19 protein-coding genes are annotated in these 24,492 nt (G+C 72.2%); 11 read left to right on the top strand and 8 right to left on the bottom strand.

Going from position 1 to position 24,492, the window contains the following annotated elements:
- Positions 1-5 precede the first annotated feature (5 nt).
- The 5 genes from ACFYZL_RS20415 to ACFYZL_RS20395 form a co-directional block, all read right to left on the bottom strand.
- A complete protein-coding gene (locus ACFYZL_RS20415) occupies positions 6-1,931 on the bottom strand; it encodes a protein kinase (RefSeq protein ID WP_388680632.1) in 1,926 nt (641 codons plus the stop codon).
- A 110-nt stretch (positions 1,932-2,041) separates the two neighbouring features.
- Entirely contained in the window at positions 2,042-2,632 is a 591-nt protein-coding gene (locus ACFYZL_RS20410; RefSeq protein WP_388680629.1) for a GNAT family N-acetyltransferase, read from the bottom strand.
- A complete protein-coding gene (locus ACFYZL_RS20405; RefSeq protein WP_388680626.1) occupies positions 2,629-4,710 on the bottom strand; it encodes a penicillin acylase family protein in 2,082 nt (693 codons plus the stop codon). The genes ACFYZL_RS20410 and ACFYZL_RS20405 overlap by 4 nt, the downstream gene beginning before the upstream one ends.
- 53 nt (positions 4,711-4,763) lie before the next feature.
- Entirely contained in the window at positions 4,764-5,264 is a 501-nt protein-coding gene (locus ACFYZL_RS20400) for a DinB family protein (protein ID WP_388680623.1), read from the bottom strand.
- Positions 5,265-5,451: 187 nt separating this feature from the next.
- Positions 5,452-6,249, bottom strand: a complete 798-nt coding sequence (locus ACFYZL_RS20395; protein WP_388680870.1) for a GNAT family N-acetyltransferase — start codon at positions 6,247-6,249, stop codon at positions 5,452-5,454.
- A gap of 60 nt (positions 6,250-6,309) precedes the next feature.
- Between ACFYZL_RS20395 and ACFYZL_RS20390 the strand changes: the two genes are divergently transcribed.
- From ACFYZL_RS20390 to ACFYZL_RS20365, 6 genes are all read left to right on the top strand, one after another.
- Positions 6,310-6,714 carry a signal peptidase I gene (locus tag ACFYZL_RS20390; RefSeq protein WP_384751349.1) on the top strand — a complete coding sequence of 135 codons (405 nt, stop codon included), beginning with the start codon at positions 6,310-6,312 and terminating at the stop codon, positions 6,712-6,714.
- A gap of 175 nt (positions 6,715-6,889) precedes the next feature.
- Positions 6,890-9,130 (top strand): MMPL family transporter, encoded by a 2,241-nt coding sequence (locus tag ACFYZL_RS20385; RefSeq protein WP_388680620.1) that lies wholly within the window; start codon positions 6,890-6,892, stop codon positions 9,128-9,130.
- 21 nt (positions 9,131-9,151) lie between these two features.
- A complete protein-coding gene (locus ACFYZL_RS20380; protein WP_384751354.1) occupies positions 9,152-9,706 on the top strand; it encodes a GNAT family N-acetyltransferase in 555 nt (184 codons plus the stop codon).
- A gap of 100 nt (positions 9,707-9,806) precedes the next feature.
- Entirely contained in the window at positions 9,807-10,391 is a 585-nt protein-coding gene (locus tag ACFYZL_RS20375) for a hypothetical protein (protein ID WP_388680617.1), read from the top strand.
- Between the two features lie 158 nt (positions 10,392-10,549).
- The gene (locus ACFYZL_RS20370; RefSeq protein WP_384751359.1) at positions 10,550-10,747 is read left to right on the top strand and encodes a hypothetical protein; all 198 of its coding nucleotides are present in this window, start codon (positions 10,550-10,552) and stop codon (positions 10,745-10,747) included.
- 80 nt (positions 10,748-10,827) lie between these two features.
- Positions 10,828-13,890, top strand: coding sequence for an AAA family ATPase (locus ACFYZL_RS20365; protein ID WP_388680614.1), 3,063 nt, complete (start codon positions 10,828-10,830; stop codon positions 13,888-13,890).
- Here ACFYZL_RS20365 and ACFYZL_RS20360 read toward each other — a convergent pair.
- The 3 genes from ACFYZL_RS20360 to ACFYZL_RS20350 form a co-directional block, all read right to left on the bottom strand.
- Positions 13,853-14,041: a DUF6191 domain-containing protein gene (locus tag ACFYZL_RS20360; protein ID WP_384751364.1), complete on the bottom strand. Its 189-nt coding sequence runs from the start codon at positions 14,039-14,041 to the stop codon at positions 13,853-13,855. The genes ACFYZL_RS20365 and ACFYZL_RS20360 overlap by 38 nt on opposite strands.
- A 39-nt stretch (positions 14,042-14,080) precedes the next feature.
- Positions 14,081-15,304, bottom strand: a complete 1,224-nt coding sequence (locus ACFYZL_RS20355) for a PQQ-dependent sugar dehydrogenase (protein ID WP_384751366.1) — start codon at positions 15,302-15,304, stop codon at positions 14,081-14,083.
- A 123-nt stretch (positions 15,305-15,427) separates the two neighbouring features.
- Positions 15,428-16,435 carry an aldo/keto reductase gene (locus tag ACFYZL_RS20350; RefSeq protein WP_384751369.1) on the bottom strand — a complete coding sequence of 336 codons (1,008 nt, stop codon included), beginning with the start codon at positions 16,433-16,435 and terminating at the stop codon, positions 15,428-15,430.
- A gap of 73 nt (positions 16,436-16,508) precedes the next feature.
- Between ACFYZL_RS20350 and ACFYZL_RS20345 the strand changes: the two genes are divergently transcribed.
- The 5 genes from ACFYZL_RS20345 to ilvC all read left to right on the top strand — a co-directional run bounded on the left by ACFYZL_RS20345 (position 16,509) and on the right by ilvC (position 24,361).
- Entirely contained in the window at positions 16,509-17,456 is a 948-nt protein-coding gene (locus ACFYZL_RS20345) for a 2-hydroxyacid dehydrogenase (protein WP_388680610.1), read from the top strand.
- A 280-nt stretch (positions 17,457-17,736) separates the two neighbouring features.
- The gene (locus ACFYZL_RS20340; protein WP_388680867.1) at positions 17,737-20,613 is read left to right on the top strand and encodes a putative bifunctional diguanylate cyclase/phosphodiesterase; all 2,877 of its coding nucleotides are present in this window, start codon (positions 17,737-17,739) and stop codon (positions 20,611-20,613) included.
- A 204-nt stretch (positions 20,614-20,817) separates the two neighbouring features.
- Positions 20,818-22,704 (top strand): acetolactate synthase large subunit, encoded by a 1,887-nt coding sequence (locus ACFYZL_RS20335; RefSeq protein ID WP_388680607.1) that lies wholly within the window; start codon positions 20,818-20,820, stop codon positions 22,702-22,704.
- A gap of 31 nt (positions 22,705-22,735) precedes the next feature.
- Positions 22,736-23,260: an acetolactate synthase small subunit gene (gene ilvN / locus ACFYZL_RS20330; protein WP_384751385.1), complete on the top strand. Its 525-nt coding sequence runs from the start codon at positions 22,736-22,738 to the stop codon at positions 23,258-23,260.
- A gap of 99 nt (positions 23,261-23,359) precedes the next feature.
- On the top strand, positions 23,360-24,361 hold the full coding sequence (ilvC, locus tag ACFYZL_RS20325) for a ketol-acid reductoisomerase (protein WP_384589487.1): 1,002 nt from the start codon (positions 23,360-23,362) through the stop codon (positions 24,359-24,361).
- The last annotated feature ends 131 nt before the right edge of the window (positions 24,362-24,492 follow it).

Genomic DNA, 24,492 nt, shown 5'->3' with positions numbered 1-24,492 from the left:
ACGGGTCAGCGCCGCAGGGTGGGGGCGGCGATGACGACCGTGCCGTTGTCGCAGCCCTTGTCCACCTTGACGCGCAGCCGCAGGGCGCCGCTCACGTCCACCGTGTGGGTGATCGGCTTGCCCAGTTCCACCAGCTCCGAGAAGGCGGCGGGCTGGCCGTCGAGCGAGATGCTGACCCGGCCCTTCTCGTTCTGCGAGCCGTCGTCGATCCCGGCGGTGAACTCCAGCGTCTTCCACTCGCGATTGAGGTCGAACTCCGTGTAGGCGTCGAAGTCGCAGCTGCGCTCCTGGATGAGCGCGGCCCCGTACTGCTTGGTGTTGATCTTGGCGGGTCCGACCTCGAATCCGCCGAGGTCCTTCACCGGGGCCATGACGGTCAGGTCGGCCGCCTTCACCCCCGGCGCCACACCCGACGGGGGCTGGGAGCCCGTCGCGGTGGGCTGGGTCGTCGGGCCGTCGCTCGCGGACCGCGACGCACTGGCCGACGGGCTCGGAGCGTCGCTCGGCGAGGAACCGGCCTGGGCCGATGACGACGCGGTCGGCTTGTCCCCGCCGCTCGCGGTGTTCGCGCCGGCGTCCTTGTCGCCGAGCAGCTTCACGCCGACCACCGCGCCGGCGGCCACCACCAGCACGGCGATCACCGCCCCGATCACCAGACCGGTCCGCTTCCGCCTCCGCGGCGGCGGCGTGGGCAGCGGCTCCGTGGGGGAGGCGACCGCGGGCGCGGGGCCGTACCCCTCCGGCACGCTCGCCTGTACCGGAGGCGTCGGGTAGGCCTGTTCGGTGGGCGGCGGGGCGTACACCGGCTGCGCCGGGGGCGCCGCCGGGACCGCCGGGGGCGCCGCCGGGACCGCCGGGGTCGCCGCGGGGACCGCCGGAGTGGCCGCGCCGGCCGCCGGAGTCGCCGCCGTGGCCGCCGGCTGCTGCGGGGGCGGGGCCGCGGGCATCGGCGGCACGGAGGCCGGAGGCGTGACGGGGACCGGGGGCGCCGCCGGGGCCGGCGGCGCGTCCGGCACGACCCGCTGCGAGGTGGACGTGGTCGTGGACACCACCGCGTGCCGGATGTCCTTCATCCAGCCGGCCAGGTTCACCGGCCGCTGCCCGGGATCGGCGGCGTAGATCGAGGCGATCCGCGCCCGCTGCTCCGCGTCCAGCACCGCGAACTGCGGCAGCGCCACGAGGGCCCGCGCCAGCAGCTCCGGAGTCGAGGGCGGGGACTCCCCGCTCAGCAGGAAGTACGCGATGGCCCCGAAGGCGTACCGGTCGGTGCCCGGGGTCCGCTTGCCGTCGAAGACCTCCGGCGCCGCGTAGCCCGGCGTGAACCACACCTCGGCCGTCTGGTGGTCGGCGGTCAGCTTGCTGAGCCCGAAGTCCACCAGCGTGGCCTGCCCGTGGGCGTCGACCATCACGTTGCCGGGGGAGAGGTCACCGTGGATGACCTGCCGCCCTGACGGGGTGGCCTTCCCCGAGTGCAGCCAGTCCAGTACGTCGGCCAGCTGCTCCAGCGTGCGCATCACCTCGCGCCGCTCGGCGTGCGTCGCCAGGGTCCGTTCGGCCCGCCAGTCCCGCAGGTCGAGCCCGTCGACGTGGTTCATGACGAGGACGAGCGCACGCCCGGTCAGCGTCTGCGACTCCCCGGGCCGGTGGATCGGCGGGCCCTCGAAGTGCTCCCGTACGCCCACCACACCGGGTCGGTGCACGAACCGCAGCAGCTCCGCCTGCTCGTTCCACTTCTGGCTGATCCGGTCGAAGACGTCGGGCGTGATGGTCGTCTTGGAATCGAGCACCTTGACGACGACGGGCTCGGAGCCGCCGGCCAGCTCTATCTCGGCGAGATAGAGCACGGCCTCCCCGCCCCGCCCGATCGACCGGAGCAACCGGTACCGATCGGCTGCGGCGTCCGGCCCGATGTGCAGGTTTTGGCTGGTCAATTTCCCCCCAGCGCCAATTGTATGAGTGGGGATCAGCTTCCAGCGGGCGGACCTGCAGGGTCAATGGGAATCGGAATCCCGTTAGGGTGACGTGACGATACGACCGGCCCTCAGACCGGTGCGTTCAGGAAGGCGAGGCGGGCCCGCTTCGCCGGCAGGTACACCTCGGGCAGGTCGATCTCCGGCAGCTCGATCTCGGGGCCGAGCACGAAACCGGTCCGTTCCAGCAGGGAGACGGCCTTCTCGTTGCGGGTGTCCGGCTCGGCGACCACACGGCGACAGGCCGGGTCCGAGAACAGGAACGCGAGGAAGGCCGTCATCAGGCCCGCCGTGAAACCGCGTTCGGCGGCACCCTTGGCCGGGCCGAGCAGCAGGTGCACGCCCACGTCGCCCGGCCGCACCTCGTAGCACTCGCAGACCCGGTCCTCGGCGCAGTCGTACGTCTGGAACAGCGCGACCGGCTCCCCGTCGCGGTGGGCCAGGAACGCGTGGTGCGTCGTACGCCGGTCCACGTCCTCGTAGATCTCCTGGACGAGTTCGCGACTGGCCTCGCGCATGCCCCAGAAGCGGGCCCGCTCCTCGGTGACCCAGCCGTGGATCAGGGCGGAGTCGCCTGCCGGGTCGACGGGGGTGATGGTGACCGTGCCGAAGCCCTCGACGGGGTGGCTGTACACGGGCCGGCGGGTGGAGGCGGTGCTCATGTCGATTCCTTGGTGAGGCGGGCCCAGTCGGTGACGACGGGGACGAGTTCGCACCGGGACCAGAGCGGCAGCTGGTCGCGGTGGTGGGGCGAGCCGGTGACACCGTCCGCGCCCAGCGGGACCGCCCAGAGGCTGTCCTCGCGGCGGGCGAGGTCCCAGACGTAACGGGCCGCCGAGGCGCGGGCGGTGAGGTCGGTGAAACCGGGGACCGAGGAGGTCGCGTTCACGCAGTCGTGGTCGCCGCCGAGACCGGGCCACTCGGCCCGCGGATCGGGCAGCGCCGACCAGGGGGTCAGCCGGTGCACCTCGGACCACGCGGTCTCGGGTGCGCCGGCTGCCGCGGTCTCCTCCAGTGCGGCGCGCACGTGCGCGGCCCGGTCGAGTCCGGGCAGCAGGGGACTGGCCAGCAGCCCCTCCAGGGCGTAGCCGATCCGGGGGACCAGATACAGCCAGGGGTGGAAGACCTCGGGACCGTCGGGCGCCCCCCACAGCTCGGCGAAGACGGGATCGGCGGCGAGACGGCGGACGGTCGCGGTCCGGAAGGCCGCGAAAAGGGTGGCGTCGGCGCTGTCGGCGTCCATGTGCCGGTCCCATGCCAGCAGTCGCGTACGCAGTTCCCGCGCGGCCGGGGTCAGGTCCGCGAAGCCGGGCAGCAGGTCGAGCAGCGGCGCCGCCGAGCCCAGGTACGTGTCCCGGTGTACGTCGGCCATCGCCTTCGGGGACCACCGGGTCTGGCCGCTGAGCAGTTCGCGGATGCGGTTGGCGCGGTGCGGGGGAGCGAACTCCACACCGAGCGGGGAGGCGATCCCGCGCGCGTTCGCCATCACGGCGAAGCCCTGGACCGGCTCGTCGGGGGTCTCGGCCCAGCCCTGCCAGGCATACCGCGCGTCGTTGGCGGGGACGGGGCGCAGCCGGTTCGCGGGTTCGCGCAGCGGCACGGCGCCGGCGACCCGGTGCAGCAGGCCGCCCTCGGAGTCGGCGGCGTGGACGACGTTGACGGGCTCGGCCCAGCCGTCGAGGGCCCGGTCGACGTCGCCGACGGTGCGCGCGCGCAGCAGGGCGGGGAGTGCGGCGAAGCCGAGGTCCTCGCGGACGCGGGGCGGATAGCGCAGGGAGAGCGCCCCGCCGGCCGGGCCGGCGCCGGCGCGGACGCCGACGCCGTGGACGATCACCGGGCCCCGGGCCGTCTCCAGGACCTCCACCTCGACGTCGTCGCCGCCGGCCACGTGGACGGTCTCCGTGTGGCGGTGCACCGGCTCCCACTCGCCGTCCGGGCCCCGTGCTTCCACGGCGGAGCCGTGGCCGCGCAGCTCCTCGACGTACAGGTCCTGGTAGTCGGCCATCGCGTTGGTGATGGCCCAGGCGACGGTGCCGGCGTGCCCGAAGTGGGCGAGGCCGGGGACGCCGGGGACGGCGAGGCCGAGGACGTCGTACTCGGGGCAGGAGAGGCGTGTCTGCTGGTAGACGCCCGGGTCCTCGATGAACCGGTGCGGGTCGCCCGCGATGATCGCCGAACCGGTGACGGTGCGGTCGCCCGGCACCAGCCAGCCGTTGCTGCCGGCCGTGCCGGGGCCGTCGGTGGCGAACAGGGTGGCCGCCTCGTCGCCGAGGGCGCGGGCGGCGCGCTCGCGCCACAGCTTGGTGGCGAAGCCGGCGAACAGGATGTGCGTGGCGATCCAGATGCCCAGCGGAACCCACGGCTCCCAAGGGGTCGGTGTCAGACCGGTGCGGGCGAAGCGTTCGTCGCGGGCCGCGCCGCCGGCGAGGCCGTCGTTGACCCCGTCCACGTAGGAGCGGACCCAGGCGGCGGTCTCCGCGTCCAGCGCCTCGTAACAGCGCCGGGCGGTGTCGGCGAGACGGCACTGACGGGCGAAGCGGTCCCAGGCGACGGATTCGGCGCCGAGGAAGGCGGCGCTGGCGCCCTGCGCCCGGTGGCGCTCGACCTCCAGCTGCCAGGCCCGGTCGAAGACGGTGGCGCGGCCCTGGGCGTAGGCGAGCCCGAGGTGGTCGGCCGCGCGGAGGTGGGGGATCCCCCAGGGGTCACGGAAGACCTCGTACGCACCGCTGTCGTTGCTCACACTCTCCCCCAAGGCCAATCGCGAATTAGGTTAGGCTGACCTAACTATAGGGGTTACGTGCCGGTGGCTCCGTCGATCGCCTCCCGGAGGAAGTCGGCGTGGCCGTTGTGACGGGCGTACTCGTGGATGAGGTGCAGCATGAGCAGCCGCAGCGAGGCCTCCTCCTTCCAGCTCGGTACGTACGCCGTCACGTCGAGGGATTGGGCCGCGGCCTCGATCCGGCGGGAATGGGCCACTTCGGCCTCCCAGGCGGCGAACGCCTCCGCGCGGGTTGAGCCGGAGGCGTCGTAGGCGGCCTGGAAGTCGTGGCTGTCCGACCACAGGTGCGGCAGCTCCTCAGCGCCGAGCACCCGCCGGAACCAGTGCCGCTCGACCTCGGCCATGTGCCGGACGAGGCCCAGCAGGGAGAGGGAGGACGGCGGCATCGAGGCGCGCCGCAGCTCTTCGTCGGTGAGGCCTTCGCACTTCCAGGCCAGGGTTGCCCGGTGGTAGTCGAGGTAGGCCCGTAGCGTCTCGCGCTCGCCGCCGGCCAGCGGCGGGGTGATTCGTTCCATGGGCCGATCCTGCCCGGCGCCCCTCCTCTCGGGGAACCCTCCCGCACAGGCGCGGCGGCCCGCGCCCCGCTACCGGAACCATCCGGCCCCGCCGGCGTTCGGCGTCCGAGGCGCGGGGTCCGGGGCGGAGCCCCGGCAGCGGCGCCGCGGCCGGGCGCAGGGCCCCGGTGGCGCTGCGGCCGGACGGTCAGGCAAGCCCCGCGAGGAGGTACGGCACCGTTACGCCAAGGCGGGAGAAGCCCAGTCGTTCCAGGATCGGGCGGCTGTCGTCCGAGGCGTCCACCTGGAGGTACGGGATGCCCAGCTCCGCCGCGATGCGCGCGCGGTGTGCCACCAGCAGCCGGTAGACGCCCCGCCCCCGCCACTCGGGGACCGTGCCGCCGCCCCACAGGCCCGCGAACGACGTGCCCGGCCGCATCTCCATCCGGGCCGCGCTCACCGGGGTGTCGCCGGCCATCGCCAGCACCGCCGCGATGGTCTCCGGCTCGTCCCGCAGCAGGCCCAGGATCTGCTGCCGGATCAGCGGCCGCTCGGTCCCGAAGGCCCGCGCGTGGACCTCCATCATCAGGTCCACCCCCGCCTCGTCCGTCACCACCCGAAGGGTGATCCCCTCCGGCGGATCCAACGGCAGCCGTGCGAGGTCCGCGACCCGTCCGATCATCAGCGTCTCGGCCGGCTCCGGCACGAACCCGGCCGCCCGCAACCGCTCCCCGAGGTCCGCCGGACGGTCGTGGTCGTACAGCTTCCACTCGAACTCCGACGCCCCGCACTCCGCGGCGAACGCCACCTGCGCCGCGATCGCGGCGTCCGCCGTGTCCTCGTCGAGATCGGACCAGAGCACACCGCTCCAGCCCAGCCCCGGGATGACCTGCCGCACCACCGGCCCCACCCGCTCCACCCGCGCCTCGGCCGCGTCGGGCTGCGCACCCTCACGCATCTCCGCGTCGAAGCGGGCCCGCACCTTCGCCAGTTCTTCGTGATCCATGGTCATCGCCCCAGACCATCAGTGTCGGACCGGGCCGCACAACTGCATTAGCCTCGGCCCGTGAACCACGACTCCACCATCCACACCGGCAAGGCCGGCCCCGACGCGGCCGTCGACCGGGGCTGGCTCCTCGGCCACTTCAAGGACCCCGGCGACCCCCGTCACAGCGAGGACGTGGAGATCAAGTGGGGTGTCCACCCGAAGGGCGAGGCGAGGGAACGCTGGGCGACCGGGGAGAAGCGGACCGCGCTGCTGGTCCTGATCAGCGGGCGGTTCCGGCTGGAGTTCCCCGGCCGGACCGTCGTCCTCGCCGAGCAGGGGGACTACGTGCTGTGGGGCCGCGGCGTCGACCACTCCTGGTACGCGGAGGAGGACGCCGTGGTCCTCACCGTCCGCTGGCCCTCGATCCCCGGCTACCGGGTGGACGAACCCGACGGTGGAGCAGGCGACTCCGCGACCCTGTGACGATGCACACGAAACGGGCCAACGATCACGAAACGCTGAGATCGTGCCCTTGTAGACCATCTCGGCGCGCTCCGGGGCGACCCTCCGAAAGCACGGCCGGGCCTTCACGAGTTCCAGCGTTCTTTGCGACGGGCTGTCCCCCGGTAAAGATCCGAACCACCAGGGAGCACGTCCGTTGGCAGCAATAGCGCGGTGGTGCATCCGCCACCGTCTCCTCGCCGTCCTGATCTGGCTGCTCGCCCTCGGCGCGACCGCGGTGGCCGCCGGGACCGCGGGATCGGCGTTCTCCAACGACTACGAGGTCCCCGGCACCGAGTCCGGCAAGGCGCACGCACTCCTGCGCGAGGGCTTCCACGGCCAGGGCGGCGACACCGACACCATCGTGTGGCGGGCCCCGGACCATCAGAACGCCCGCACCCCGGACATCGAGCAGCGCATGACCCGCGCACTCGACACCATCGCGGGCCTCCCCGGCGTCGGGTCGGTGATCGGCCCCTACGGCCCCGGCCCCGGGAGCGCCGCACAGATCAGCCCCGACGGGCGCACCGCCTACGCCGTGGTGACCTTCGACCGGCAGGCCGACTCCGTACCCAAGGCCCAGGCCAAGGCCGTGGTCGACGCGGCGAAGAACCCGACCACCGAGGCCGACGGGCTCCAGGTCGAACTCGGCGGCCGCGCCATCGGCCTGACCGAGGCCCCCGCCACCCACCTCGCCGAGGTCATCGGCGTGGTCGTCGCGGCCCTGGTCCTCTTCCTCGCCTTCGGCTCGCTCGCCGCGAGCCTGCTGCCCATCGCGACCGCCCTCGTCAGCGTGGGCACCGCCTATTTCGGGATCACCCTCCTCGGGCACGCGATGGCCGTCGCGGACTTCGCCCCGATGCTCGGCACGCTCATCGGCCTCGGCGTCGGCATCGACTACGCCCTCTTCATCGTCACCAGGCACCGCAAGGCACTGGCCCGGGGAGTCCCGGTCGAGGAGGCGGCCGAGAACGCCGTCGCCACCACCGGCCGGGCCGTCGTCTTCGCCGGAGCCACCGTCTGCATCGCGCTGCTCGGCATGCTGGTCCTGCGGTTGAACTTCCTGAACGGCGTCGCGATAGCCGCCTCCGTGACCGTCGTCCTGACGGTCGCCGCCTCGGTCACCCTGCTGCCCGCCCTCCTCTCCTGGATCGGCATGCGCGCACTGTCGCGCCGCGAACGCCGACGGCTCGCCGCCGAGGGCCCGCTGCCCGAACAGACCACGGGCTTCGCCGTCCGATGGTCCGCCTTCGTGGAGCGCCACCCGAAGGTGCTCGGCATCGTCGCCACCGCCGTGATGGTCGTCCTGGCCCTGCCCACGCTCTCGCTGCACCTCGGTACCTCCGACCAGGGCAACAACCCGGCGACCTCCACGACCCGGCAGGCCTACGACCTGCTGGCGGACGGTTTCGGCCCCGGCAGCAACGGCCCGCTCGCCGTCGTCGCCCGCCTCGACGGGGCCGGCGACCGGCTCGCCGTGGAGCAGCTGGCGGAGGCCCTCGGCAAGACGAAGGGCGTCGCCTCCGCGGGCCCCGCGGTCTTCAACCGCGGCGCAGACACCGCCGTCATCACGGTCGTCCCCGACTCCGCCCCCCAGTCCCGGGCCACGAGCGAGCTCGTCGACCGGCTCCGCGAGGACGTCGTCCCGCGCGCGGAGCGCGGCAACTCCATGGAGGCCCACGTCGGCGGCGTGACCGCCGGATACGACGACTTCGCCGAGGTCATCGTCGGCAAGCTGCCGCTCTTCGTCACGGTGGTCGTCGCCCTCGGCTGCGTCCTCCTGCTGCTGGCCTTCCGCTCCATCGGGATCCCGCTCAAGGCGGCGGCCATGAACATCGCCGCCGTCGCCTCCTCCTTCGGAGTCGTGGTCGCCGTCTTCCAGTGGGGCTGGGGCAGCGAGCTGCTGGGGCTGGGCAGCGCGGGGCCCATCGAACCCTTCCTGCCCGTGATCATGGTGTCCGTCCTGTTCGGACTGTCGATGGACTACCAGGTCTTCCTCGTCAGCCGGATGTACGAGGAGTGGCTGGAGACCGGCGACAACCAGCGGGCCGTCCGCGTCGGCCTCGCCGAGACCAGCCGGGTCATCAACTCGGCGGCCGTCATCATGATCTCCGTCTTCCTGGCCTTCGTGCTCAGCGGCGACCGCATCATCGCCATGTTCGGCATCGCGCTCGCCGCGGCCGTCGCCCTCGACGCCTTCGTGCTGCGCACGCTGCTCGTCCCGGCCCTGATGCACATGCTCGGCGGCGCGAACTGGTGGCTGCCCGCCTGGCTCGACCGGCGGCTGCCCAGGATCAGCATCGAACCCCCGGAACACCACCCGCGTGGGAAACTTCCCGCACAGCGGCCGAGCGAAGACAGCGCGGAGCCGGCTGACTCCGTACCCGTGTCCAGCTGACCAGCCGTAAGGACCCCACTCATGTTCGCGATAGACCTGGCCGACGACGCCCAGCTCAAGCCCCTCGAGGTGTGGCACGCCGAGGAATTCCTCGCCCACATCGACCGCGGCCGCGAATTCATCGGCCGGTACGTGGGCTTCCCCGACCGGGCCACCGACCTGGACTCGGCGCGCGAGCTGCTCCGTTCGAACGCCGAGAAGGCGGCGAACGACGGCACCCGTTTCTTCGGCATCTGGGTCGAGGGCACCCTCGTCGGCGGGGTGCTCTACCCGGCCTTCGACGCCGCCTCCGGCAACTGCGAGGTGGGCTGCTGGCTGGAGCCCTCGGCGGCCGGACGCGGACTGGTCACCGCCGCCTGCCGGGTGCTCATCGACTGGGCCTTCAACGGGCGCGGCATGCACCGGGTGGAGTGGCACGTCGCCACCGGGAACAAGAAGAGCATCGCCGTCGCCGAGCGCCTCGGACTCACCCGCGAGGGCGTGATGCGCGAGAACCACCTGCACCGGGGCGTCCGCCAGAGCACCGAGGTCTGGTCGGTCCTCGCCCACGAGTGGGCCGCCGCCCGGTCCGCCTGAGGCACGCGTCCGCAAGGGCCCCGCGGACCGCGGGGCCCGGGCCGTCCATGACCAGCGGATTCTCAGAAAACTCTCAGACAGGGCACCTACGGTGCCCCGCATGGACACCACCAAGACCCCCGACGCCCCCGAGGCGGAGACCACCCCGGCCGACCTGACCAAGGCCGAGCCCGCCGTCGAGCCCGCCGACGTCGAGCCCATTGCCGAGCCCGCCGCCGCCGAACTCGCCGACGAGGACCTGACCGACGACGAGTTCGCCGACGAACAGGCCGAGGCGCAGGAGTCGGGCCACGTCGGATCCGCGGCCTTCGGGATCGTGGCCGCGGGCCTCGGCGCCGTGGCCCTCAGCGGGAGCTGGATCGGCGGCATAGTCGCCGAACGCGCCCGCGTCACCAGCCAGCTGAAGCTCAGCCAGGCCGCCGACGTCAACGCGCAGATCGCCGCCCAGTTCGTCGACCCGTGGCACACCACCGCCCTGGTCAACGGCATCTTCTCCGCTCTCGCCCTGATCATCGGGATCCTCGTGCTGGCCCTGCCGGCCCTCGGCACTCCCCAGCGCACCCTCCCCGCCTGGGTCCGGTCCGTCTCGTGGGCGGGCGTCGCGCTCGGCGCCGTCGGCGTCCTGCTCTTCGTCCTCATGTACTTCGACCTCCTCCTCGCCATCCCGGCTCCGGCGGCGGGCTAGGCACCACCCCGCCGGCGGCTAAGCACGGCCTTAGGCATCCTCGGTACGACCGAGGAGCCTCGGGCCCGGGACTAAGGCCCCCCGCCCCTCCCGGATGCGGCATGCGACCGATGTGCCGGTACCCCCTGGGACGCGAAGCTTGGATCACACCGAACGAGGTGACCGGGAACGCAACCAGGGAGTACGAGATGTTCGAGTACGAGATCGCCACCGCCCGCCGCGCCGAACTGATCCGCGAGGCCGACGAGTACCGCCTGATCCGGGAGGCCAGGAAGGCGCGGCGCGCCTTCTCTCGAAGCCGGGAAGCCGAAGGGGCGGTGAGCGCACAGCGGAGCCGCTTCACCCGCGCCGCGTGAACCGCGCCGCGACACCGGTGGACTGACGCGTGATGAGGAGCGCACCGATATCGAGTGCCGCCGAGCAGCACGGATGTGCGATGCTCGGCGACGTGGAGACCAGATCTGTCAGCCCGGTGTTCGTCGGCCGCGCCGACGAACTGGCCGTACTCACCGACGCATTGACGCGAGCCGACGGCCAGGAGCCGCAGGCGATGCTCATCGGGGGAGAGGCGGGGGTCGGCAAGACCCGCCTCACGGAGGAGTTCCTCTGCGAGGCCGCCCGCCGCGGCGCCGTCGTCGCCGTCGGAGGCTGTGTGGAGATCGGGGCGGAGGGACTTCCCTTCGCCCCGTTTTCGACGGCCCTGCGCAGCCTGCACCGGGCACTTCCCGAGGAGCTGGCCGCCGCGGCCGCCGGCCAGGAGGACGAACTCGCCCGGATCCTGCCCGAACTCGGCGACACCCCGCGCGGCCCGCACGACGAGGAGAGCACCGCCCGGCTCTTCGAGCTGACGGCACGGATGCTGGAGCGGCTCGCCGCCGACCGCACCGTCGTCCTGGTCCTCGAAGACCTGCACTGGGCGGACACCTCCACCCGGCACCTGCTCTCCTACCTCTTCCGCACCCTCGCCGGCGGCCGGCTCGTCGTGGTCGCCACCTACCGCGCGGACGACGTCCACCGCCGTCACCCGCTGCGCCCGCTCCTCGCCGAACTGGACCGGCTCCGCACCGTCCACCGCATCGAGCTGCCCCGCTTCAACCGCGCGGAGGTACGCCGGCAACTCGCGGGCATCCTCGCCTCGCAGCCCGAGGAGGAGTTCGTCGACTCCGTCTTCGAACGGTCCGACGGCAACGCCTTCTTCGTCGAGGAACTCGTCGCCTCCCACGAGAGCGGATGCCGCGCCGGGCTCACCGAATCCCTGCGCGACCTGCTCCTCGTCCGCGTCGAGGTCCTCCCCGACGAGGCCCAGCGCGTGGTCCGCATCGTCGCCGAGGGCGGATCCACCGTCGAGTACCCGCTCCTGCGCGCCGTCGCCGGGCTCGGCGAGGACGCGCTGATCGACGCACTGCGGGCCGCCGTCGGAGCCAACATCCTGCTCGCCACCCCCGACGGCGACGGCTACCGCTTCCGCCACTCGCTGGTCCGGGAAGCCGTCAGCGACGACCTGCTGCCCGGCGAACGCGCCCGCGTCAACCGCCGCTACGCCGAGGCCATGGAGGCCGACGACTCGCTCATCCGCGCCGAGGAACGGGTCATCCGGCTGGCCAGCTACTGGTACCACGCCAACGACCCCTCCCAGGCGCTGCCGGCCGTACTGGCCGCCTCCGTCGCCGCCCGCCGCCGGCACGCCTACTCCGAGCAGCTGCGCCTGCTGGAGCGCGCGATGGACCTGTGGGACAGCGTCCCGGAGCAGATCCGCGAGGCGCTGCGCCCGGCGGACTACACCGATGTGTACCCGCCCTGCGGCTGCGACCCGGCCACCCCGCTCCAGCGCCTGGACCTGCTGGCCGAGGCGACCGTGGCGGCCCGCTACGGCGGGGAACGGGAGCGCGCCCTGAAGTTCTGCAAGACGGCCGCGCGCATGCTGGAGGACGGCCACGACCCGCTGCGGGCCGCCTGGTTCTGGACCGAGCGCTCCCGGCTGGTCGCGAGCCTCGGGCGGGGCGACGGCTGGGACGAGATCGCCAAGGCCCAGGAACTGGTGCAGGGGCTGCCCCCGTCCCAGGTGCACGCCGAGGTCCTCGTCCGGGCCGCGGGCTGGGGCATGCTCCACGACCCCGGCCCCGGCAACATCGTCGCCGCCGAACGCGCCGTCGAGTACGCGCGGATGGTCGGCGCCGAGGACATCGAACTCAACGCGCGGATCACGGTCGGCAGTCTGCTCACCGACTCCGGCACCCGCGAACGGGGCCTGGCCGAGCTCCGCGCGGTCAGTGAACGGGCCATGGAACTCGGCCTCGTCGTGCTCGCAGGACGTGCGCATATCAACCTCACCTCTCAGTTGGAAGGACTGGGCCGGTCCGGCGAATCCGTGGAACTGGCCCGACACGGAGCGGAACTGGTCAGGAAGGCCCGGCTGCTGGACACCGAGGCCTGGATCCGCGGCAACATGGCGGAGAGCCTGTACAGCCTGGGCCGGTGGGACGAAGCCGCCGAGGCCGCCCAGCGCGCCCTCCTCGTCGGTCAGAGCGCCGGCCCGCGCGGCACCGCCGCCGCCCGGCTCGCCTATCTGGCGCTGGGGCGGGGCGAGCTGACGGAAGCAGCGCAGCAGCTGGCCGCCGCCCACACCCACTTCGGCAACCACGACATCCAGCCCCAGCACCGGATACCGCTGTACCACCTCGCCGTCGGCATCGCCGCGGAGGAGGGCCGCATCGCCGACCTCCGCGCCGAGACGGCCGCCGCCGTCGCCTACGGATTCGCGCTCGGGCAGCACCGCTACGCCTGGCCGGTGCTGCTGGCCTCCGCCACCGCGGAGGCCGACGCCCGGGGACTCCCCGCTGCCGAAGCCGGCCGGGAAGCCGCCCTCGACGTCCTGCGCGAGGCCGCCCGCCACCTGTCGACCCCGACCCCGGTGTGGTGCGCCCACGCCGAGTACGTACGCGCCGAACTGCTGCGGGCCGAGGGCCGGGACACCGTCGCCGACTGGACCGCCGTCGAGGAGGCCGTCCGCCCGCTGGACCGCCCGTACCTGCTGGCGAGCGCCCGCCACCGGCTCGCCGAGGCCGTACTGTCCGCCGGTGGCGATCGGGAGCCCGTGACCACCCTGCTCCGCGAGGCCTACGCCACCGCCGACCGGCTCGGCACCCGCCGCCTGCGCGAGGACCTGGCCCTGCTCGCGCAGCGCGCCCGGATCCCCCTCACCGCGGCCGACACCCGCCCGGCGGTCCCCGCACCGCGGACCGACCCGGTCGAGGCCCTCGGCCTGACCAGCCGCGAACGTGACGTACTGCGCCTGGTGGCGGCCGGCAGCACCAACCGCAAGATCGCCGAGGAGCTCTTCATCTCACCGAAGACGGCGAGCGTGCACGTATCGAACATCCTGGCGAAGTTGGGCGTCGCGGGCCGGGGCGAGGCCGCCGCGCTCGCCCACCGGCTGAGGCTCTTCGCCCCGCCCGTACCGGTCAGCCCCCGGACGGAGGCTCCTCTTCGAGGCGTATGAGCACCTTGCCGGATTCCAGGTCTATCGGACCCCGCCCCGGGTCGCCGTCATTGATGTCGACCCGGGACAGCTCCAGCCGCTTCTTCTCCTCGTCCGTATGCCTGCGACTCGGGCCGAACAGCTCCTCGATCATGTTGAACACCGTGCCCACCGTGCCTTCCCCACCGCTCCGGGCCCGGGCCCGGGCCGGCTATTGCACCGTCAGTGTCAGGATCCTGTCGTCGCCGGCTTCCGGCGAGCCGCGCCCATCGGTCTCGCTCGTGACCAGCAGCAATCTGTCCCCGCCGAGCGCCATCACCGTGCGCAGCCGGCCGTACTTCCCCTCCAGGAACGCTTCGGGCGCCGCGACCGGTTCCGCTCCGGCCAAGGGGATCCGCCACAGCCGCTCGCCCTTCAGCGCGGCCATCCATATCGAGCCCTGCGCCCACGCGATCCCGCTCGGGGAAGCCTCGTCGGTCCGCCAGACCGCCACCGGATCCCGCATGCCCGGTCTGCCCGCCTTCCCCTCCGCCTCCGGCCAGCCGTAGTTCGCGCCGGGCTCGATGAGGTTCAGCTCGTCCCAGGTGTGCTGCCCGAACTCGGCGGCCCACAGCCGCTTGTCCTTGTCCCAGGCGAGGCCCTGCACATTGCGGTGACCGTAGGAGTAGACGACCGAATCGGCCTCGGGATTGCCGTGCACCGGCTTCCCGTCCGGCGTCATCCGCAGGATCTTGCCGCCCAGCGACTTCTTGTCCTGCGCGAGCGCGCCGTCACCGGTCTCACCCGTCCCCGCGTAGAGCATCTTGTCCGGGCCGAAGGCGATCCGGCCGCCGTTGTGGATCGAGCCCTTGGGGATGCCCCGAAGCACCGTGTCCGGGGCGCCCAGCTGCTGACCGGGCGCTCTGTGCTCGTCATAGCGCATCCGGGCGATGCGGTTGTCGGACTCGGTCGTGAAGTACGCGTACACCAGCCGGTCCGAGGAGAAGGACGGCGACAACGCGAGGCCCAGCAGCCCGCCCTCCCCGCCCGGCGCCACCCCCGGCACCTCGCCGATCTCCGTCACCGCACCCGAGCCCACCGAGACCCTGCTGATCGTCCCCTTGTCCCGCGAGGCCACCAGCAGATCCCCGCCGGGCAGCGGGGCCACGCCCCACGGGCTCTCCAGACCCTTGGCGATCTCGCCGGTCACCGTCACCGACCCCTTCGCCGGGGGACCGGTGACCTCGGGCGAGCCCGACGGGCTCCCCGACGGCCCCGATGACCCCGGGCCCGCGGCCGTCGCGCCCGGTGGGGAGCCGCTCGGCCCCGCCCCCGCCCCTCCCGGAGGTGAGCACCCGGCCGCCAGCAGGGCGCCGCACCCGGCCACCGCGACCGCCGCCACCACGCTCCGGCGCCGCGTGCCCCCGCCCCCGTACATCCCCGGTCCGTATCGCATCGCCCTGCTCCCCTCCCGTGAGCCACTCCTGCCCTACACCTGTCTCAACAGCTCCGGCCGTACCCCGGGTTCCACCCTTCGTACACTCGATCGAGTGGTTGTCGAGCCGTCCGCGGAGACCCGTCAGTCCCAGGCTCCCACCGCAGCCGGCAGCGCCGCGATCTCGGCCAGGTCCGCCGCCGAGAGCCGGAGCTCCGCTGCCCGGGCGTTCTCCTCGGCCCAGTGCGCCCGGTCCGCCCCCGGCACCGGCACCACCTGCGGCCCCTGCGCCAGCACCCACGCCAGCGCCACCTGCGCCGCGGTGATCCCGGCCCCGTGCCGCAGCGCCACCCGCCGCAGCCCCGCCACCAGCCCCTGGTTCGACGCCATCGCGTGCGCCGTGAACCGGGGATGCCTGGCCCGCACGTCCTGCGACTCGAAACCCTCGCCCGGCGTCAGCGTCCCCGTGAGGAACCCGCTGCCCAGCGGCATCGCCGCCAGGAACCCCACCCCGCGCGCCGCGCACCACGGCAGGAGCTGCCACGCCGCCTGCGGCGACCACACCGACAGCTCCGCCTGCACCGCGCTCACCGGGAACACCTGCTGCGCCCGCTCCAGGTGCGCCAGCGTCGTCCCGTACGCCCGGTCACCGCGCCGCCCCGCCCCCGGCCCGGCCCCAGCGCCCAGCGCGCAGAACCCCAGCGCCCGCACCTTCCCCGCACCCACCAGCTCCGCCATCGCCCCCCAGGTCTCCTCCACGGGAACCTCCGGATCCACCCGGTGCAACTGGTAGAGGTCGATGACGTCGGTCCGCAGCCGCCGCAGCGAGGCGTCGCACGCCCGCCGCAGATAGCCGGGCCGCCCGTCGGCCACCACGTGCTGATCGCCCGCGCGCAGCCCCACCTTCGCCGAGACGAAGGCCTCGGCGCGCCGCTCCCGCAGCACCCGTCCGAGCAGCAGCTCGTTGGTGAACGGCCCGTACACGTCGGCGGTGTCCAGCAGGTTCGACCCCAGGTCGAGCGCGGTGTGCACGGCGGCCAGCGATTCCTGCCCCCGCCGCCGCGAAGGCGCGTACCCCCAGCTCATCGGCATGCAGCCGAGGCCCACGGCCCCCACCGACAGAGCCCCCGCCCCGATCGACCTGCGCTCCACCCCTGGGTCCCCCTCCCGCTCCGGCAAACAAACTAACGGCTTGATCGCGATGGCTTGGCATAGCCTCGTGATCATGACCTCAAAGACCGGGGACGTCTGGCTCCCCTTCCCCGCCGACGAGATCGCCGGCCTGCCCGCCTCCTTCACCTACCGCCTCTGGGACGGCGAGGAGACCTTCCCGGCCGACCCGGCCGACTGCGTGTTCTACGTGACCCCGTACATGAAGTCCGCCGAGGTCACCGTGCGCCCGCTCGCGGCCATGCCGGCCCTGGAGGTCGTACAGACCCTGACCGCGGGCATCGACCACGTGCTGGGCGGCCTCGGCGACCTGCGCCCCGGTGTCCGCCTGTGCAACGCCGTCGGGGTCCACACGGCCAGCACCGCCGAGCTCGCCCTCGCCCTGACGCTCGCCTCGCTGCGCGGCATCCCCGGCATGGTCCGCGGCCAGGACCGCGAGGAATGGCGCGACGGCTTCTACGACGCCCTCGCGGACAAGTCCGTCCTGATCGTCGGCTACGGATCGATCGGCTCGGCCATCGAGGACCGCCTGGTGCCCTTCGAATGCGGGCCGGTCACCCGCGTCGCACGCTCCGCGCGGACCACGGCGCGCGGCCCCGTCCACGCGATCGCCGATCTGCCCGAACTCCTCCCCGGCGCGGACGTGGTCATCCTCGTGACACCGCTGACCGACGCCACCCGGGGCCTGGCCGGCGCCGAGTTCCTGAGCCGAATGAAGGACGGTGCCCTGTTGGTCAACGTCTCCCGCGGCCCGGTCGTCGACACGAAGGCCCTGCTGGGCGAGCTCGAGTCGGGCCGACTGCGCGCGGCGCTCGACGTCACCGACCCGGAACCGCTGCCGGCCGGCCACCCGCTCTGGCATGCTCCGAACGTCCTGATCACCCCTCATGTCGGCGGCAGCAGCTCCGCGTTCGAACCCCGGGCCAAGCGCCTGCTGGCGCGCCAGCTGGGCCGGTTCGCCGCCGGGGAGCCCGTGGAGCACACGGTGCTGATCACCGAGTGACCCGGGTGCCCGCGACGCGCCCCGACCGAGGCGCAGGGGGCGCCGCAACTCCCGTATTGGTGACGGAGAGTAGAGAACCTATGTCGCTGAGTGACGAAAGTGGTGTATCGTCCGGAAGAAGGGGCTGCGCCACGAACGTCTGGCGCTGGGGAGTGATCGGACACTTTGGGGGGCGACGGGCGATGTACGGCCAATGGACGAAGGATCCGACGCGGCAGAGCCGCCGGAGGCGACGCTGCCGAGACTGGGCGGCACCGGAACCAGCGGGCGAGGGGGAGCGGTGAGTGCCCCGGGGGCGGCGCTCCTGAACCGGCCGCCCGCCCCGCGGGACGGAAGCGGCCGGGTGGTGGCCGTCCAGGTGCTCCTGGCCGTGGTGTGGTGCGGCTATGCGGTGGGTGCGGGCCTCGGCTGGGGCGGTAGTGAACTCGCCGACACCATGGGCGATTTCGGCCTCGCCGCCGCGGCCTTCGTAGCCGCCGGATCCTGCTACCAGTACGCGCGCACCCATGCGAACCGAGACCGGCTCGCCTGGGTGCTCTTTGCTCTCTCGTCCCTGATGTCGGCCTGCGGCAACGCGGTCTGGGGCTGGTACGAGGTCGTCATCCACGAGGAGATGCCGAGCCCGTCACCGGCCCAGTTCTTCTTCCTCTGCTTCGCGCCGCCCGCCATCGTGGGCCTCCTCGTCCTCGCCAAGCGGCCCGTCACCCGGGCGGGCTGGGTTTGCCTCGCCCTCGACTCCTGGCTGATCGCCGGCTCGCTGCTGACCCTCTCCTGGAGCCTGGCCCTCGCGAAGGCGGCCCGCTCCCACAGCGCCGGCAGCGTCGCGGGAGCCGCGCTCGAACTCGCCTACCCCCTGTTGGACATCGCGCTCGTCTCCATGGTGCTCGTGCTGCACTTCCGGCGCTCCGCGACCAACCGCTCCGCCATCAACACCGCCATCGCGGCGCTCGCCCTGACGGTGCTCTGCGACGCGATCTTCACCTCGCCGCTGCTGAAGGAGACCTACCGCTCCGGGCAACTCCTCGACGCCGGCTGGTTCGCCGGATCCCTGCTGCTCGCCTACGCGCCCTGGGGGGCCCGCCGGATCGGCGCCGTCCACGAGCCCGTGGATCCGCGCGGTCCGCGCCCCGTCAGCCGCCCGATCGCCCGGTCGCTGCCGGCCCTCACCCCGTACCTCGCCGCCGCCGTCTGCACCCTCGGCATCCTCTACAACGTGCTGGAGAGCCGCAGCGTCGACAAGGTGGTCGTCGTCACCGGCTGCACGGTCGTGCTCGCCCTCGTCATCCGACAGGGCATCATGCTGCTCGACAACATCGCGCTGACCCAGGAACTGGCCCAGAAGGAGAACCACTTCCGCTCCCTGGTCCAGGGCTCCAGCGACGTCATCATGATCGCCGCGCCCACCGGCACCCTGCGCTACGTCAGCCCCGCCGCCGCCGGGGTCTACGGCCGCGACGCCGAGGAGCTGGTCGGCACCGAGCTCGCCACGCTGATCCACCCCGACGACCTCGGCCGGGTGGTCCACGAGGTACGCCGGTTCCTCGCCGCGCCGCCCACCGAAGAGCCCACCACCCGCATCGAATGCCGCTTCAAGTCGGGCACCGGCGAATGGCTCAACGTCGAGTCCACCGTCAACCGTCACCAGGGCGGGCTCATCCTCAACAGCCGGGACGTCACCGAGCGCGTCCGGCTCCAGGCTCAGCTCCAGCACAGCGCCGAGCACGATCCGCTGACCGACCTGCCCAACCGGGCCCTCTTCACCCGCCGCGTACGCCAGGCGCTGACCGGCCGCCGGGCGGGGGACCACAGCACCGCCGTGCTCTTCATCGACCTCGACGGTTTCAAGGCGGTCAACGACACCATCGGCCACCAGGCCGGCGACGAGCTGCTCGTCGAGGCCGCGCGCAGGCTCCAGGACTCCGTGCGCGCCGGGGACACCGCCGCCCGCCTCGGCGGCGACGAGTTCGCCGCGCTGATCCTCGGGGACGGGAGCCGCGACCGCAGCGCCCGCGAGTACCAGGTCCACGAGATCGCGGACCGGCTGCGCACCACCCTCTCCCAGCCGTACCGGATCGCGGGCAGCGAGGTCCGGGTCGCCGCGAGCATCGGCGTGGCCTTCGCCGACCCCGGGATCACCCCTTCGGACCTGATGCGCAACGCGGATCTCGCGATGTACCGGGCCAAGGCCGGCGGCAAGGACCGCGTGGAGCTGTACGCCCCCCAGATGCAGACCGAGGTCGTACGCAAGGCCGAGCTGGCCGGGAGGCTGCGGACCGCGCTCCACGAGGGGGAGTTCGCGCTGCTCCACCAGCCCGTGGTCTCGCTGGCCACCGGTGAGATCGCCGCGGTGGCCGCGCAGGCGCGCTGGCGCTCGGCGCAGGGGATCCTCTTCACCCCGGCGGAGTTCCTCCGGGTCGCCGAGTACAGCGAGGGTGCCTCGGGCGCCACCGCCGGCCCGGACGGCTCGCGCACCGCCGAGCTGGGACGCTGGCTGCTGGAGCAGGCCGTGGAGGAGGCCGCGGACCGGCACCGCGCCGGGCACGACGTGCCCGTGGCCGTCCGGATGACCGCCCAGCGGCTGCTGGACCGCGCCGTGCCGCTGGGCTCCGTGGAGGCTCTGCTCACCCGGCACGGGCTGCCCTCCGGGGCCCTCGTCCTGGAGCTGGCCGTCTCCGACCCCAGGGTGCCGTTCGATGACCTGGAGCGCCGCCTGACGGCCTTGCACCGGCTCGGTGTGGGAATCGCCCTGGACGGCTTCGGAAGCGGCTACGCGGCCATCAGCGCGCTGCGCCGGCTGCCCGTGGACATGCTCAAGCTGGACCGGGGCCTGGTGGAGGGCGTCGTCGAGTCCTCCCGGTTGTACAAGATCACCGCAGGCCTCCTGCGGATCGCCAACGATCTCGGCATGCGGTCGGTGGCCGACGGCGTGGACCTGCCCGAGCAGGTGATGACCCTGCGCGCGATGGGCTGCACGCACGGCCAGGGAATGGCCTTCTCCGGACCACTGGACGAGTACCGGCTGCGCCGCGCGCTGGTGCGAGGTACGTTCCCAGTACCGGGCGGAGCGGTTCAGGCCGCACTGGCCGGTGGTTCCACCGCGGGCTCCATGGTCATCCACAGAGGCTCACATAATGAGACGGCCGTCCCACCTACTTGACATCGACCTCCCGCCGGAGGGAAGGTCGGTGCCATGCGCACCCGAATTCTCGTACTTGGAAAGCGCGTCGGCTGAAGCCGGGACCAGCATGTCCCCGCTGAACGCACCCGACGCGCTCCCCTCGCTTGCCCAACGGCACGAGGGGTTTTTTTGTTGCACTGGCACAGAGCCGAATCCCGTAAAACCCTCAGCTTCGAGAAGAGAATGCCGATGACCGAGCAGGCCACCGGGGCCCACCATCCGCAGCCGCGGCCCCGTTCCGGAGGACAGCAGTCCGCCGCAGTTGAGCACGTCACGGGTGCGCAGTCCCTCATCCGCTCTCTCGAAGAGGTGGGGTGCGACACCGTTTTCGGCATCCCGGGCGGCTGCATCCTCCCCGCGTACGACCCGATGATGGACAGCAAGAAGGTCCGTCACATCCTGGTCCGCCACGAGCAGGGCGCCGGCCACGCCGCGACGGGTTACGCGCAGGCCACGGGCAAGGTGGGCGTGTGCATGGCCACCTCGGGTCCGGGTGCGACGAACCTGGTGACGCCGATCGCCGACGCGCACATGGACTCCGTCCCGCTGGTCGCGATCACGGGTCAGGTCTCCTCCAAGGCGATCGGTACGGACGCCTTCCAGGAGGCGGACATCGTCGGCATCACGATGCCGATCACCAAGCACAACTTCCTGGTCACCAAGGCCGACGACATCGCGAAGACCATCGCGGAGGCGTTCCACATCGCCTCCACCGGCCGCCCCGGCCCGGTCCTGGTCGACATCGCGAAGGACGCCCTCCAGGCGCAGACCACCTTCTCCTGGCCGCCCAGCCAGGACCTGCCCGGCTACCGGCCGGTCACCAAGCCGCACGCCAAGCAGATCCGCGAGGCGGCCAAGATGATCGCCGTCGCCAAGCAACCGGTCCTCTACGTCGGCGGCGGCGTGATGAAGGCCGGCGCCACCGCCGAGCTGAAGGTCCTCGCCGAGCTCACGGGCCTGCCGGTCGTCACCACCCTGATGGCCCTGGGATCGATCCCGGACACCCACCCGCAGAACCTCGGCATGCCGGGCATGCACGGCGCGGTCACCGCCGTCACCGCCCTGCAGAAGTCGGACCTGCTGGTCGCCCTCGGCACCCGCTTCGACGACCGCGTCACGGGCAAGCTGGACAGCTTCGCGCCGTTCGCCAAGGTGATCCACGCGGACATCGACCCGGCGGAGATCGGCAAGAACCGCGCCGTGGACGTCCCGATCGTCGGCGACGCCCGCGAGGTCATCGCCGACCTGATCCAGGCCGTCCAGGCCGAGATCACCGAGGGCAACACCGGCGACTACGCCGCCTGGTGGAACGACCTCAACCGCTGGCGCGACACCTACCCGCTGGGCTACGACCTGCCGGAAGACGGTTCGCTGTCGCCGCAGCAGGTCATCGAGCGGATCGGCCAGTTGGCGCCGAAGGGCACCATCTACGCGGCCGGCGTCGGCCAGCACCAGATGTGGGCCTCGCACTTCGTGAACTACGAGGAGCCCCGTACCTGGCTGAACTCCGGCGGCGCCGGAACGATGGGCTACGCGGTCCCGGCCGCGATGGGCGCCAAGGTCGGCATGCCGGACCGTACGGTCTGGGCGATCGACGGCGACGGCTGCTTCCAGATGACCAATCAGGAACTGGCCACCTGCGCGCTGAACAACATCCCGATCAAGATCGCGATCATCAACAACGGCGCGCTCGGCATGGTCCGCCAGTGGCAGACCCTGTTCTACAACCAGCGGTACTCCAACACCGTCCTGCACGCCGGCGAGACGGGCCACGACACCGTCGGCTCCCAGCTCGGCGAGTCCAACGCCCCCCGCATGGGCACGCGCGTCCCGGACTTCGTCAAGCTGTCCGAGGCCATGGGCTGTGTGGCGCTGCGCTGTGAGGACCCGGCCGACCTGGACAAGGTCATCGCCGAGGCCAACGCGATCAACGACCGCCCGGTCGTGGTCGACTTCATCGTCCACGAGGACGCCATGGTGTGGCCGATGGTCGCCGCCGGCACCTCCAACGACGAGGTCATGGCCGCCCGGGGCGTCCGTCCCGACTTCGGCGACAACGAAGACGACTGAGCCGAGAGAGCCGAGAGAGAGAACGCCCCACATGTCCAAGCACACGCTCTCCGTCCTGGTCGAGAACACGCCCGGCATCCTCGCCCGGATCGCCGCGCTGTTCTCCCGCCGCGGGTTCAACATCGATTCCCTCGCGGTCGGTGTCACCGAGCACCCCGACATCTCCCGCATCACCATCGTCGTGAATGTCGAGGACCTCCCGCTCGAACAGGTGACCAAGCAGCTCAACAAGCTGGTCAACGTGCTCAAGATCGTCGAGCTGGAGCCGCACAACGCCATCGAGCGCGAACTCGTTCTGGTGAAGGTCCGCGCCGACAACGAGACCCGCTCGCAGATCGTCGAGATCGTCCAGCTCTTCCGCGCCAAGACGGTCGACGTCTCCCCGGAGGCCGTCACCATCGAGGCCACCGGCGGTGCCGACAAGCTCGGCGCGATGCTCAAGATGCTGGAGCCCTTCGGCATCAAGGAGCTCGTCCAGTCCGGCACGATCGCCATAGGGCGTGGCGGCCGGTCCATCACGGACCGCAGCCTGCGGGCGCTCGACCGCACCGCCTGACGCGTCGACACGGCACGTTCGCATAGCGAGACCGAAAACTCAGATTCCGTTCCCCGCCGTACGGTGGGTGCAACACCAGCGCACCAAGGAGATATCCCAGTGGCCGAGCTGTTCTACGAGAACGACGCCGACCTGTCCATCATCCAGGGCCGCAAGGTCGCGGTCATCGGTTACGGCAGCCAGGGCCACGCCCACGCGCTGTCGCTCCGTGACTCCGGCGTCGACGTCGTCGTCGGCCTGAAGGAGGGCTCGAAGTCCAAGGCGAAGGCCGAGGAGCAGGGCCTGAAGGTCGTCCCCGTGGCCGAGGCCGCCGCGTGGGCGAACGTCATCATGATCCTGACCCCGGACCCGCTGCAGGCCGAGATCTACGAGGAGTCCATCAAGGACCACCTCGAGGAGGGCGACGCGCTCTTCTTCGGTCACGGCTTCAACGTCCGCTACGGCTTCATCAAGCCCCCGGCCAACGTGGACGTCGCGCTCGTCGCCCCCAAGGGCCCGGGTCACCTGGTCCGTCGCCAGTACGAGGAAGGCCGCGGTGTCCCGTGCATCGCCGCCGTCGAGCAGGACTTCACCGGTTCCGCCTTCGCGCTGGCGCTGTCGTACGCGGCCGGCATCGGCGGCACCCGCGCCGGTGTCATCAAGACCACCTTCACCGAGGAGACCGAGACCGACCTGTTCGGTGAGCAGGCCGTCCTCTGTGGTGGTGCCTCCGCGCTGGTGAAGGCCGGTTTCGAGACGCTGACCGAGGCCGGCTACCAGCCCGAGATCGCGTACTTCGAGTGCCTGCACGAGCTGAAGCTCATCGTCGACCTGATGTACGAGGGCGGCCTGGAGAAGATGCGCTGGTCGGTCTCCGAGACCGCCGAGTGGGGCGACTACATCACCGGCCCGCGCGTCATCACCGACGCCACCAAGGCCGAGATGAAGAAGGTCCTGGAGGAGATCCAGTCCGGCAAGTTCGCCGAGGAGTGGATGGCCGAGTACAAGGCCGGTCTGCCCAAGTACAACGAGTACAAGAAGGCCGACTCGGAGCACCTGCTGGAGACCACCGGCAAGAAGCTGCGCAAGCTCATGAGCTGGGTCGACAGCGACGAGAGCTGATCGGCTGAGTGGCGGGGGGGGGGGCCCGCCCCCCCCGCCCCCCCCCCCCCACACCCCCCCCCCCCCCGCCCCCGCGCTAGAACAAACGACCACACCACACCAATGGGACGAAACAGAACACAACCCTAAAA

Origin of the sequence: Streptomyces sp. NPDC001717 (assembly GCF_042892775.1) — a bacterium.
Lineage (GTDB): Bacteria > Actinomycetota > Actinomycetes > Streptomycetales > Streptomycetaceae > Streptomyces.
This window is presented reverse-complemented; position numbering and strand designations above follow the sequence as displayed.